This is a genomic window from Exiguobacterium sp. UBA7533 (assembly GCF_002479335.1).
GTDB lineage: Bacteria > Bacillota > Bacilli > Exiguobacteriales > Exiguobacteriaceae > Exiguobacterium_A.
Genome location: NZ_DLMP01000014.1, coordinates 1 through 14,072, shown reverse-complemented (window position 1 = coordinate 14,072; position 14,072 = coordinate 1). Strand labels below are relative to the sequence as shown.

The 14,072-nt window shown below is 46.5% G+C and carries 11 protein-coding genes; 7 read left to right on the top strand and 4 right to left on the bottom strand.

The genetic code is table 11. The features are described from left to right. Positions 1-23 precede the first annotated feature (23 nt). The 4 genes from mnmE to rpmH all read right to left on the bottom strand — a co-directional run bounded on the left by mnmE (position 24) and on the right by rpmH (position 3,164). Positions 24-1,406 (bottom strand): tRNA uridine-5-carboxymethylaminomethyl(34) synthesis GTPase MnmE, encoded by a 1,383-nt coding sequence (mnmE, locus tag B2U10_RS13055; RefSeq protein ID WP_056064613.1) that lies wholly within the window; start codon positions 1,404-1,406, stop codon positions 24-26. Positions 1,407-1,553: 147 nt separating this feature from the next. Further along, positions 1,554-2,408 (bottom strand): membrane protein insertase YidC, encoded by an 855-nt coding sequence (gene yidC / locus B2U10_RS13050; protein WP_290788166.1) that lies wholly within the window; start codon positions 2,406-2,408, stop codon positions 1,554-1,556. A 104-nt stretch (positions 2,409-2,512) separates the two neighbouring features. Then, positions 2,513-2,863, bottom strand: a complete 351-nt coding sequence (gene rnpA, locus B2U10_RS13045; protein ID WP_023469862.1) for a ribonuclease P protein component — start codon at positions 2,861-2,863, stop codon at positions 2,513-2,515. Between the two features lie 166 nt (positions 2,864-3,029). Then, positions 3,030-3,164: a 50S ribosomal protein L34 gene (gene rpmH, locus B2U10_RS13040; protein ID WP_012371910.1), complete on the bottom strand. Its 135-nt coding sequence runs from the start codon at positions 3,162-3,164 to the stop codon at positions 3,030-3,032. Between the two features lie 736 nt (positions 3,165-3,900). On the opposite strand from rpmH, the gene dnaA reads away from it, so the two are divergent. From dnaA to B2U10_RS13005, 7 genes are all read left to right on the top strand, one after another. Then, positions 3,901-5,292 (top strand): chromosomal replication initiator protein DnaA, encoded by a 1,392-nt coding sequence (gene dnaA / locus B2U10_RS13035; protein WP_056064610.1) that lies wholly within the window; start codon positions 3,901-3,903, stop codon positions 5,290-5,292. 191 nt (positions 5,293-5,483) lie between these two features. Beyond that, positions 5,484-6,617 (top strand): DNA polymerase III subunit beta, encoded by a 1,134-nt coding sequence (gene dnaN, locus B2U10_RS13030; RefSeq protein ID WP_023469864.1) that lies wholly within the window; start codon positions 5,484-5,486, stop codon positions 6,615-6,617. Between the two features lie 162 nt (positions 6,618-6,779). After that, the gene (gene yaaA, locus B2U10_RS13025) at positions 6,780-7,001 is read left to right on the top strand and encodes a S4 domain-containing protein YaaA (protein WP_023469865.1); all 222 of its coding nucleotides are present in this window, start codon (positions 6,780-6,782) and stop codon (positions 6,999-7,001) included. Between the two features lies 1 nt (position 7,002). Next, positions 7,003-8,157, top strand: a complete 1,155-nt coding sequence (gene recF, locus B2U10_RS13020) for a DNA replication/repair protein RecF (RefSeq protein WP_035411720.1) — start codon at positions 7,003-7,005, stop codon at positions 8,155-8,157. Positions 8,158-8,167: 10 nt separating this feature from the next. Then, positions 8,168-10,081, top strand: coding sequence for a DNA topoisomerase (ATP-hydrolyzing) subunit B (gene gyrB, locus B2U10_RS13015; RefSeq protein ID WP_200864062.1), 1,914 nt, complete (start codon positions 8,168-8,170; stop codon positions 10,079-10,081). 27 nt (positions 10,082-10,108) lie between these two features. Next, complete coding sequence (gyrA, locus tag B2U10_RS13010; protein WP_290788163.1) at positions 10,109-12,721, top strand: DNA gyrase subunit A; 2,613 nt, start codon at positions 10,109-10,111, stop codon at positions 12,719-12,721. A gap of 88 nt (positions 12,722-12,809) precedes the next feature. Beyond that, complete coding sequence (locus tag B2U10_RS13005; RefSeq protein WP_290788160.1) at positions 12,810-13,853, top strand: HD-GYP domain-containing protein; 1,044 nt, start codon at positions 12,810-12,812, stop codon at positions 13,851-13,853. Positions 13,854-14,072: the final 219 nt, after the last annotated feature.

The following is a 14,072-nucleotide window of genomic DNA, read 5'->3' as shown; positions in this document are numbered from 1 at the left end:
ATTCCACACGCAGTCGTCTCGAATTATTTCCCGAGACAGAACTGCGAAAACAACTGATCCAATAAACTATCCTGTGCTGTATCTCCATTGATTTCGCCGAGCGTGTCCCATGCCCGTCGTAAATCGATCTGTACCATGTCAATCGGCATCGCTGCTTCTGCTGCACCGAGGGCATCTTCAATCATTTGACTCGCGCGTTTGATCAGTTGGATATGTCGTGCATTCGAGACGTACGTCATATCTTGACTCTCGACACCCTGTTCAAAGAACAGACTCGCAATCGCCGCTTCAAGATCGTTGACCCCTGCTTCTTCGAGCAAGGACGTCGTAACGATTGGTCGACCATCGGCAAGTTCCGTGACACGTACCAAATCAATCTGTTGCGCCAAGTCACTCTTGTTGACGATGATGATCGCGTTCATCCCTTTAATCGCTTCAAACAGCAAAACGTCCTCATCCGTTAGGACATCGTTCCCGTTTAGGACAAGTAAGATCAAATCGGCCGTCTTTAAAGCCTGACGCGACTTTTCGACACCCATCCGTTCGACGATATCTTCCGTCTCCCGAATTCCTGCCGTATCAATCAACTTTAGTGGTACACCACGAACATTGACGTACTCCTCGATCGTATCGCGTGTCGTTCCCGCGATATCCGTGACGATGGCCTTCGCTTCTTGCACCAATGTGTTGAGCAAAGACGATTTACCGACGTTCGGACGACCGATGATCGCTGTGGATAACCCTTCACGAAGGATTTTTCCTTGGCGTGCCGTTGTTAATAACTCTGCCAGAATCGCGCGGACAGCTCCAGCGTCACGTTCGACGATCTGTTGTGTCATCTCTTCTGCGTCATATTCCGGGTAATCGATGTTGACTTCGATCGCAGCAATCGTCTGCAACAGTTGTTGACGTAAGTCTTGGACGAGTTTTGAGAGACGCCCTTCAATTTGACTGACGGCGACATGCATCGCTCGATCCGTCTTCGCGCGGATGAGATCCATGACAGCTTCCGCCTGCGACAAATCGATTCGTCCGTTCAAGAACGCGCGTTTCGTGAATTCACCTGGTTCCGCTAATCGGACTTCCGGTTGTGCGAGGATGAGTTCGAGGACACGATTGACCGCGACGACTCCTCCATGACAATTCAATTCGATGACATCTTCACGTGTGAACGTCTTTGGTGCGCGCATGACACTCACCATTACTTCATCAACAACACGATCCGCCTCGTGATCGACCAATTTCCCGTAATGAATCGTATGGGTTGGTACTTCCGTCAAGCGGTTGGTTCCTTTATAGACGCGGTCGGCTACAGCGACTGCATCAGGACCCGATAAGCGCACGATCGCAATCGCCCCTTCTCCCATCGGCGTCGAAATCGCGGCAATCGTATCAAATTCCATCATCCGTTCTTCCACCTCGTTTTTCTTCTGTCTTTTTATACGTGTTCAATCCTTAATCGTTGCAATGGGTATAACGAAACAACTATACACGAAATGACGCAAAAGAAAAAGAGCGACACTCTGTCAAAACAAAGCGTCGCTCTTCACGTATTAGCGTTTCTTTTTCGATTTTTTAGGAGCCGGAGCTGCTTGCGCCGCTTCCTTATCGCGTTTTGCTGCAAGTGTTGCTTCCGTCTGCACTTTGATCTTTTCACGCATTGGCTTCATGATGACGACCGTGACGATGATCGAGAAGATGTAACCGACGACCCAGTAAAGAGAAAGGGCAGATGGGAGTGTGACCCCCATGATGAAGATCATGATCGGGAAGACGTAGAGCATGATTTTCATTTGTGGATTGTCTTCTTGACCTGCCATCGAGATCTTTTGCTGTAGATACGTTAGTACCGCAGACATGATCGGCAAGATGAAGAATGGATCCGGTTTTCCGAGGTTAAACCAAAGGAATGTGTGTTCAAAAATTCTTGGTGTATAGATGATGGCGTTATAGAACGCAATCAAGATCGGCATTTGGATCAAGATCGGTAAACAGCCAGCAAGCGGATTGACGTTATGCTCTTGGTAAAGCTTCATCATTTCCTGTTGCAATTTCTGTTGCGTCTCTTGGTCTTTTGAACTGTATTTCTCACGAAGTTTCACCATTTCAGGCTGAATGACTTGCATTCCACCCATACTCTTCGTTTGTTTGATCATCAACGGAAGGATGACAAGACGAACGAGAAGTGTCGTGATGATGATTCCGATTCCGAAATCATTTCCGACAAGATGCGAAATTTCGCGAATCAACCACGCCATCGGCCAAACAAAATAATGTTTCCAAAAACCATCAGTATTTGCTGTGATCTCTTCGTGTGCGCCATAGTTCGTCGGTGCACAACCTGATAACACGATCGCGAGCACAGACATGAGCCCGAGAGTTAACCAAATCTTAGTTCTCTTGTTCATAATTCCTCCTAGAAATTGTTTACGCTTTGTCGAACGCCATCTTCTTCTATAGTAAGGCAAGGAAAGGGAGCGCCGTACAAATCAACAGGATGCATTGCTACGATTCATTTTTTTGATCGCATCCAGACACCGGAACGTTTGAGGACGTGACGGAGACTGTCAGCCACTTCTTGCGCGGTCATCTTAGCGGCCGGATTGCGCGCGATGATCACCAAATCATAATTCGGGGCAATCGAGGCTTCATGCTGCTGGCATGCTTCCCGAAGATACCGTTTCACCTGATTCCGGACGACGGCATTCCCGATTTTCTTGCTGACGGATAAACCAACCCGAAAGTGAGTCTGTTGCTCCTTTTTCAAGGCATACACGACAAATTGCCGATTTGCGACAGAGGCTCCTTTAGTAAACACCGCTTGGAACTCCTTGTCTTTCTTGACGCGGTATTCCTTCTTCACCTTATTCACACTCCATCCTGACACTACGAAAATTCGTCGTCTCTCATCATATCATAGAATAAACATGCGACGCGATAGGGCGCATGTGACAAAAGCACGAACACACTAAAAAACATAAAAAAAAATCACCTCGGATCATGCCCGAAGTGATGGATGCATCAATGCATTAGACAGTCAAGGCTTTGCGGCCCTTAAGACGGCGAGCAGCCAAGATACGGCGGCCACTCTTCGTAGCCATACGCGCACGGAATCCGTGAACTTTTTTACGCTTACGGTTGTTTGGGTTGAAAGTTGGTTTCATTCGTCTGCACCTCCTTTAAAAGATCTTTATAACCAATTGTTATTTTCTACTTTAAGGCAGTCTTGTACATTATATAAACTGATTGTGGCATTGTCAATGAAAGTTCGGAAGATTTCTCGTCTTGCGTAAAGGTTTGTTTCTTAAAAACAGGCGATAGGATTCCAGCATGCAAACTCTATTACACAATAGAATGCGACTGGATCACAAAGAACAGATTGATAGACTTATCCACCTATCCACAGACTTATCCACATTATCCACACTTTCCGTGGATAACTCTTCACTTTGTCTACGATAGTATTTTTTAAAATCGACGTCAATCCTCGATTTTGGATTTCCTTTTTCCACTTCTTTTGTATTTTGTGAATAACTCTTTTTTAACGCTTCCTCTTTCAAAAAGTTATCCACCTCTTATCCACAATTTATCCACACTATCCACAGCTTGTGGGTAACTACCTGTGGACGATTGAATTTACTTGTGGATAAATCATTCCAACCATTGCCAGAGCTCATTTCTTTTGATACACTAATTGTGCATAACATGATCCTGATCGCTTAGGACAAAACAAGTTATACACACCCTGTGGATAACTTTATACACAGATTCAACTTCCTGTGGATAACGTTATCCACAGTTTTTACGTTATGGGGATAAGTCGAGTTTCTTCATTAACTTTGTCTGTGTATAAGCCTGTGTACAAATTTTTTCTATCTTGATAAAAAAAGGGGGGTATTTATGAAAAACGCTGCCGAACTTTGGCATAATGTCTTATCTGTGATTGAGGAAGAGGAACGAACACCGAAAGCCAGTTATGATATGTGGTTGAAGTCCACAGAAGGCGTTACGCTAAATGGAACGACTTTACTCGTTTCAGCACCGGCTGCATTTACGGTGACGTGGCTTGAGCGCCAGTACTTATCTTTACTTGAAGACACAGTTGAGGAAGTAACCGGAAGCCGACTCGATATTCAGTTCATTGAAGAGGGACAAGCGAAGAAAATGCTCGATCGACAAGAAGAGGAACGGATCGAAGCAACACCAGCTCCAAAATCACGTCCATTGAACACGCGCAAACCGACAGATGAACTGACGATGAGTGAACTTGGACAATTAAATGAGAAGTACACGTTCGATACATTTGTCATCGGATCGGGGAACCGTTTTGCACACGCCGCTTCACTGGCTGTTGCTGAAGCACCTGCTAAAGCATATAATCCGCTTTTCATCTACGGTGGCGTTGGTCTTGGCAAAACCCATCTGATGCATGCCATCGGACAGTACGTTCAAGATCAAAATCTTGGGACACGGATTGCCTATGTCTCTTCTGAACGCTTTACAAATGACTTTATTAACTCCATCCGTGATAATAAGACGGTTGAGTTTCGAAATAAATACCGTAACATCGATGTCCTCTTAATTGATGACATCCAGTTCCTTGCGGGCAAAGAACAGACGCAAGAAGAGTTTTTCCACACATTTAATGCACTGCATAACGACCAAAAACAAATCATCATTTCGAGTGACCGACCGCCAAAAGAGATTCCAACGCTTGAAGATCGGCTCCGTTCTCGTTTTGAATGGGGATTGATTACCGACATCACGCCACCGGATCTCGAGACACGGATTGCAATCTTACGGAAAAAGGCGAATGCTGAACAGCTTGATGTCTCAAACGAAGTCATGCTCTACATCGCAAGTCAGATTGATACGAATATCCGTGAGCTCGAAGGAGCGTTGACGCGTGTCATCGCTTATGCGAATCTCGTCGGACGACCGATTGATCCAAATGTCGCTGCAGAAGCCTTGCATAACATCATGCCAGTCGCCGAACCGCGTAAAGTCACAATTCGTGACATCCAGGAGTCGGTCAGTAAGCATTTCAACTTGCCGTTTGATGATCTTAAGGCGAAGAAACGGACGAAATCGATTGCCTTTCCACGTCAAATCGCGATGTATCTTTCGCGTGAGATGACGGAAAGCTCATTACCGAAGATTGGGGAGGAATTTGGAGGACGCGACCATACCACCGTCATCCATGCCCATGAAAAGATCAGTATGTTGATCAAATCAGACGGTGAAACAGGAAAAGTCATCGAACAAATCAAACATGAATTGAAGCATTCGTAAAACTGTGGATAAACATGTGGATAAAGTAGGGTGGTTATCCACAACTTATCCACACCGTTTTTGGCTCTATATCAAGTTATCCACCGACTTATCCACACTATCCACAGCCCCTAAGACTATTATTAAAAAAATATATTATTATGTTATGATGGGCGCATGCCCATTATTTTCGAGAGGAGTCTAACGACGATATGCATATCACCATTCAACGCGAAGCTTTAATTCAAGCAGTACAAGATGTAGCCAAAGCGGTCTCATCCCGCACGACAATTCCGATTCTGACAGGGATCAAACTCGAAGCTCATGGAGATGGCATGACGCTGACAGGAAGCGATACAGAAATCTCGATTGAACGGACAATCTATGCAGAAGAGAACGGAACGTCTTATGTCACGGTCCACCGTGCTGGTAGTGTCGTCTTGAATGCCCGCTTCTTCGGCGATATCGTCAAAAAGATGCCAAAAGACGAAGTGACACTTGAAGTCTCACCGAACTTTATGACACGGATTCAGTCAGGAACAGCGGAATTTCATTTAAACGGTCTTGATCCAGATGAGTTCCCACGTCTTCCACAAGTCGATGGGGGACAACGTTTCCGTTTACCGGCTGATCTCTTACGGTCGATGATTCGTCAAACAAGCTTTGCTGTCGCTGTTCAAGAAACACGTCCTGTTCTCACAGGTGTGAACTTCTCAGCCGACAAAGGCATCTTGACGTGTGTCTCAACGGATAGTCACCGTTTAGCCCTGCGTCGTGCTCAGTTTGAGACAGATACGGACATCTCGTTCCAGAACGTCATCGTTCCTGGTAAGAGCTTAAATGAATTATCGAAGTTACTTGGGGATGGTCATGTGGATATTACGATCACGAACCAACAAATCTTGTTCAAGATGAAACACGTCCTCTTCTTCTCGCGTCTACTTGACGGAAACTATCCGGATACATCACGTTTGATTCCAGAAGAGTATCGGACAGCTGTCCGCATGAACGCGAAAGAATTGCTCCAAGCGATCGATCGCGCGTCACTGCTCGCACGTGAGGACCGTAACAACGTCATCAAGTTTGCAGCTGAAGGAACGACAGCGGTCGAGATCTCTTCGCATTCACCAGAAGTCGGGAAAGTCTCGGAGCAAGTCAGCATCCTTTCGCTTGAAGGGGAAGAACTGAAAATCTCGTTCAACTCGAAGTACATGATGGATGCCTTAAAGGCGCTTGACGCGACAGATATCGAAATCCAGTTCACGGGTTCGATTCGTCCATTCATCTTGCATCCAGTTGATCAAGATAACGTCTTGCAACTGATTCTTCCAGTCCGGACGGCGTAAGCATCAACATAAAACACGTGACAAGACGGGTTCGATCGTTTCGACATCGGACCCGTCTTTTTCGTATAGCGTATATACGTTCGGGAATTTTGCTAAATCGTTCAATATTTAGTACAATAAAGAGTACGTCATTTATAATATGTAGGTAGGAGGAGTCAATCCATGCAAGAAATCAGAATTACAACGGAATATGTCACATTAGGGCAGTTCCTGAAACTGTCGGATATCATCTCAAGCGGAGGGCAAGCTAAACCGTTTTTAGCAGAGGTGCCAATTCTAGTCAACGGCGAAGTCGATCAGCGACGTGGTCGTAAATTACGGGATGGAGACATCATTGATGTAGAAGACTACGGTCAGTTCATCATCAAGAACGAGGGTAACTAACGTGCGGCTGGATTCAGTCCGACTCAGTCATTATCGCAACTATGACGCACTCGAACTGTCATTCTCCGAAAAGACGAATGTTCTGATTGGTGAAAATGCACAAGGGAAGACGAACTTATTGGAAGCGATCTATGTTCTCGCTCTCGCGAAGTCTCACCGGACGACGCATGATAAGGAACTGATTGGTTGGGACCAGGAGACAGCGCGCGTCGAAGGACGTGTCGTCAAACGAACAGGTTCTCATGTCCAGGAGATCGTCATCTCGGGTCGCGGGAAAAAAGCAAAACTAAATCATCTAGAGCAACGACGCTTGAGTGATTATGTCGGGGCACTGAACATCGTTTTATTCGCCCCGGAAGATTTGCATATCGTCAAAGGCAGTCCACAAGTCCGCCGACGGTTTCTCGATATGGAGATCGGTCAAGTTAGCCCGGTCTATTTGCATGAATTGAGTCAGTATCTGAAAGTGTTGAAGCAGCGCAACGCATTGCTGAAACAACTGTCCATGAAGGGAGGAGACGAGACCTTCCTTGATATCTTGACGGAGCAAATGATTACGCTAGCCGTTAAAATCGTTCAGCGCCGCCATCATTTCATGGCCCAACTCGAAAAGTGGGCACGACCGATTCATGACGGAATTAGTCGTGGACAGGAAGAACTCGCGCTCATCTATCGTTCGGACACATTTGGCACTGAATTACTCGATGTCGAAGGAATGACTGCGTCCTACACGCAGAAGTTTGGTAAAATAAAAGAAAATGAAATCCGAAGAGGAGTTACGTTGTTTGGACCACATCGCGATGACTTTGAGATGGAAGTCAACGGACGAAACGTCCAAACATATGGTTCACAAGGACAACAACGAACAGCAGCTCTCTCGTTAAAGCTTGCAGAGATCGAATTGATTCACGAGGAAGTCGGAGAGTATCCACTTCTTCTACTCGACGATGTCTTATCCGAGCTTGATGATCATCGTCAAACACATTTGCTCGATACGATGCAACAAAAGGTCCAGACGATCCTGACGACGACAAGCGTCGATGGGATTGCGCATGAAACGATCAACCAAGCGAAGTTGTTCCACGTGAAACAAGGGACGGTCGATTTGGAAGAGACATCATATAAAGAAACAGTAGGTGAGAAAACCGATGAGTAATCATGAAGATATGGAATTGGAACAAGGATACGGTGCCGATCAGATTCAAGTTCTTGAAGGATTAGAAGCAGTACGTAAACGTCCAGGGATGTATATCGGCTCGACGGCATCAAAAGGTCTCCATCACCTCGTATGGGAGATTGTCGATAACTCGATCGATGAGGCGCTCGCAGGATACTGTGACACGATCAAAGTCACGATCGAACCGGGGAACTCGATCTTAGTCGAGGATAACGGACGCGGTATTCCAGTCGACATTCAAGAGAAAATGGGTCGTCCTGCCGTTGAGGTCATCCTGACAGTCCTCCACGCCGGTGGTAAATTCGGCGGTGGCGGATATAAAGTATCGGGTGGATTACACGGTGTTGGGGCCTCGGTCGTTAACGCCCTGTCGACGAAACTTGAAGTATTCGTCAAACGGAATGAAAAGTTGTATTACCAAGCGTATCATCGCGGTGTACCAGCACAAGATCTTGAAGTGATTGGAACATCAGAAGAGACCGGAACGACGATTCGTTTCTTCCCAGACGGTGAGATTTTCCAAGAAACGCTCGAGTATGACTACGATTTGCTAGCGACACGCCTGCGGGAACTTGCTTTCTTAAACAAAGGCTTGAAGATCATCATCACGGACGATCGTGCGGATGAGCCGATGACGCGTAGTTTCCACTATGAAGGTGGGATTAAATCTTACGTCGAACACTTAAACCGTTCAAAAGAAGTCGTTCACGCAGAACCTGTCTACGTACACGGCACAAAAGACGGCATCGAAGTCGAAGTTGCACTTCAGTACAACGATGGATTTGCGTCAAATATCTACTCGTTCACGAACAACATCCCGACGCATGAGGGTGGTACGCACGAGACCGGCTTCAAGACAGCTTTGACACGCGTCATCAATGATTACGCGAAAAAGTTCGGTCTGATGAAGGATGCAGACGGTACACTGTCCGGTGAAGACGTACGGGAAGGGATGACAGCGATCGTTTCTGTCAAGCACCCGAACCCGCAGTTCGAAGGACAGACGAAGACGAAACTCGGGAACTCCGACGCACGTACGGTCACGGATTCGCTCTTCTCTGGTGCATTTGAGCAATTCATGCTTGAAAATCCGACGAACGCACGCGCAATCGTCGAAAAAGGGATGATGGCGTCGCGCGCCCGGATGGCAGCGAAACGCGCACGTGAATTGACACGCCGTAAAGGTGTTCTTGAAGTCAGCTCGCTTCCAGGTAAACTGGCCGACTGTTCGTCACGTGATGCGTCGATTTCCGAATTGTATATCGTTGAGGGTGACTCAGCGGGTGGTTCTGCGAAATCCGGACGTGATCGTCATTTCCAAGCAATCTTACCGATTCGCGGTAAAATCTTGAACGTTGAGAAAGCACGTCTTGATAAGATTCTTGGAAGCAATGAGATCCGGACGATCATCACGGCTCTCGGGACAAGTATTGGTTCTGAGTTCAATATCGAGAAGGCACGCTACCACAAAGTCATCATCATGACCGATGCCGATGTCGATGGTGCCCACATCCGGACACTCTTGTTGACGTTCTTCTACCGTTACATGCGTCCGCTTGTCGAGCATGGATACGTCTATATCGCTCAGCCACCGCTATACGGAATCAAACAAGGGAAGAACATCACGTACGTGCATAACGAACGTGAATTGACAGAGGCGCTTGCAGCGCTTCCTGAAAACGCACGGTACGATATTCAGCGCTATAAAGGTCTTGGAGAGATGGATCCAGAGCAGCTTTGGGAAACGACGATGGATCCAAGTGGTCGTCAAATGTTGCGTGTTGAGCTTCAAGATGCGATCGAAGCGGATGAAGTCTTCGATATCTTGATGGGAGATCAGGTCGAACCACGACGCGACTTCATTCAATCCCACGCACATTACGTCAAGAACCTGGATATTTAACGCTGAACAGAGAGGGTGGCCAGAAGCATGTCCGAACAAAATCACGGAATCATCAAGGATATTAATATCAGTCAAGAGATGCGTACGTCCTTCATGGACTACGCGATGAGCGTCATCGTCGCACGTGCTCTTCCGGACGTACGGGACGGTTTAAAACCCGGACACCGCCGGATTCTCTATGCGATGAACGACCTCGGTATTCGTGCCGATAAACCACATAAAAAGTCTGCCCGTATCGTCGGGGAAGTCATTGGTAAGTATCACCCGCACGGGGATTCTGCCGTCTATGACACGATGGTCCGCATGGCGCAAGATTTCAGCTATCGTTATGAACTCGTCGATGGACACGGAAACTTCGGTTCGGTCGATGGAGACTCGGCGGCTGCGATGCGATATACGGAAGCTCGTATGTCAAAAATCGCAATGGAAATCGTTCGCGATATCAACAAAAACACAGTTGACTTCAAAGATAACTACGATGGTTCGGAACGCGAACCGGAAGTCTTACCGTCGCGCTTCCCGAACTTACTCGTCAACGGTTCGAGCGGGATCGCGGTCGGGATGGCAACAAACATTCCGCCGCACCAGTTAGGTGAGGTCATCGATGGTGTCTTAGCACTGTCTCACGATCCCGAAATCACGATTCAAGAATTGATGCAGCACATTCCGGGACCTGATTTCCCAACGGCTGGTGAAATTCTTGGTCGTAGCGGGATTCGTCGCGCATATGAAACAGGACGTGGCTCGATCATCGTCCGTGCGAAAGCAGAAATCGAACAGACGAAAAAAGACCGGGAACGGATCATCGTGACGGAGTTGCCTTATCAGGTCAACAAAGCCCGCCTCGTTGAAAAGATTGCCGATCTCGTCCGCGAGAAAAAAATCGAAGGCATTACGGATTTACGGGATGAGTCAGATCGTCGCGGTATGCGCATCGTCATGGAAGTCCGTCGTGATGCGAATGCAAGTGTCATCTTAAACAACTTGTATAAACAGACGTCGATGCAAACGACGTTTGGTGTCAACATGCTTGCGATCGTCGGAGGGCGTCCGAAAACATTGACGCTTAAAGAAATGCTCTATCATTACCTCGAGCATCAAAAAGAAATCGTTCGTCGTCGGACACAGTTCGATCTCGAAAAAGCAGAAGCACGTGAACACTTGCTCGCTGGTCTACGGATTGCGCTTGATCATTTGGATGAAGTCATTCAAATCATTCGCGGTAACCGGACAGCAGACGCAGCACGTGAACAGTTGATGGAGCGTTTTGCGTTATCTGAGAAACAATCACAAGCGATTCTCGATATGCGCTTACAACGCCTGACAGGTCTTGAGCGGGAAAAAATTGAAGCAGAATATGACGAAATCATGCAATTGATCGCAGAACTGAACCGCATCCTTGCGAGTGAAGAAGTCTTGCTTGATTTGATCCGGACAGAACTCGAGGAGTTGAAGGAACGTTTCAACGACGAGCGTCGGACGGAAATCCGGATGGATCATATCGAATTCGAAGATGAAGACTTGATTCCAGAACAAGATATCATCATCACGTTGACAAGCAGTGGTTATATCAAACGGATGACGACGGATTCGTACCGGACACAGCGCCGCGGTGGACGTGGCGTTCAAGGAATCGGAACGAACGACGAGGATTACGTTACGCGTCTCTTGTCTTGTTCGACGCATGATACGATTCTATTCTTTACGAACCGCGGGAAAGTCTACCGGATTCGTGGATACGAAGTACCGGAGATGAGCCGGACATCAAAAGGTGTGCCGATCATCAACCTCATCCAAATTGAACGCGATGAAAAGGTCGAGACGATGATTCCAGTCAACTTCAAACGTTATCTTGAGGAGCAACAAGCAACTGAAGCACCTGTCGAGGTGGTTGAAGGAGAGATTGAAGAGACGGAAGAAGCGCTCGAAACGGAAGAAGTCGTTCAAGATGAGCAAAAATCATTGATCTTCATGACACGTAAAGGACGCGTCAAACGTTCACCGTTGTCCGCATATGCCCGGATCAACAAAAATGGTTTGATTGCGATTCGGTTGTTTGAAGACGATGAATTGACATCCGTTCGTCTTGCATCGACGGATGATGAAGTCTTTGCTGTTTCAACAAGCGGGAAAGCGATTCGTTTCCCAATCACGAATGTCCGCTCGATGGGACGTGGTGCTCGTGGTGTCAAAGCGATGACGTTACGCCCAGACGATTTCGTCGTCGGGATGGAACTTGCACGTGATGCACAAGATGTTCTGGTTATTACGGAAAAAGGATTCGGTAAACGAACACCGATGACCGAGTTCCGTAGTCAATCGCGTGGTGGGAAAGGATTGATCGCGAGTAAGGTAACAGATCGCGTCGGTCAAATCGTTGCCATGCGAATCGTTGATGTCGATGATGACATCATGATCATGACAGAGAGCGGTATCGTTATTCGGACAGACTCGCAATACATTTCACGTGTCGGCCGCAACACCCAAGGGGTGAAGGTCATTCGAATTGAAGAAGGTGACCGTGTTGCAACGGTTGCGAAACTGAAACGAGAAGAAACCGATGAAACGGAAGAAGATACGGATCTTGTATCAGAAGAGAATGTAATCGAATCGGATGCTTCAGAAGAAGTGGAAGAGTAAGCAAGACGTTAGTAAGGAAGCAGCAGAGTGATACCACTCTGCTGCTTTTATCTACATATATAGAAAGAAGAGAAAGGAACGAAGCGATATGCGAGTGGCAAGTGACCAATTACGCATCGGGGATCGTTTAACCGAATCGATCTACTTACATACAGATCATCCGATCGTAGAAGCAGGGAAAAAAATTGGAACCGACGAGTTACGACGAATCCAACGGTTTTTGATTAAAGAAGTCACCATCGAGGATCGTCCTGATCTTGTCGAAGGTGAAAAGATACAGATTGAAACAGTGGCTGCGCAGATAGAACATCCTTTTGAAGAGTTCATTCGCTCCTATAATAAAGTCTTCATGTCATGGGAACAGGGGATGAAGCCAAATGTGTATGAAGCTTTGAGTTGGGTCAAACAGTCCGTCCCGGAACAAATTACGAGACAAGATGTTCTGCCATTCTTCCTTGAACGGGGAACGGAAGCTTACACTGTGCGACATGCCATTTATCGAGGAGCAGTTGCCCAGATGCTCGCTGAAGCAGTCAGAAAAGAACGGAAAATGATCCATGAGCTGTGGACGGCATCTTATTTTGCGGATTACGGACTAGCGCGGATCATGGAATGGCGTCACACGAAACGTTATGAAGCGATGCAACAGGAAATTTTTCAACGTCACCCGGCAATGGCATATCAAGTCTTGCAAAAGGAGACGATTATCTCCGACACGGTAAATCGTTTGATTGTTCAACATCATGAACGTTTAGATGGATCTGGTTATCCTCTAAAGGTAAAAGGTGATAAGATTGCAGATCATGCTCGATTGTTCATTGTAGCAGATGTTTTTGCTGCAATGACAAGTTGGCGCCCATACCGGGAAGCGTATACGCCGTTTGACGCATATCGTCATTTAAAAGCGCGACCGATGCAATATTGTTCAAAATATGTATTGTTGCTTGGACAGTTACTTCTACCGATTGAAGTCGGTGATCGCGTATTGATGAGTAATGGGAAGATTGCAACAATCGCTCAAAAGAATCCAGTCTTTGATCGCCCCGTCATTTCTTATGAAGACCAGGGAAGAAGGATCGTCGTTGATTTAATGGAAGAACGACAGCATAGCATCATTCAATTGATGGATTGATAAGGAATAAATAGCCTCTTGAGCCGAATTCGTAAGGTTCAAGAGGTTTGTTCATGATTTTAAAAATAATTTTAAAATAAGTGTTGCGCAATAATAAAACACATGATATATTATTACATGTCCTTAACAAAGACAAGCGCTTGAAACAAACGAAAAAACAATTTCAAAAAAAGTTGTTGACTTCTTGTTTCAGACTTGGTATTCTAATTGAGTCGCCAA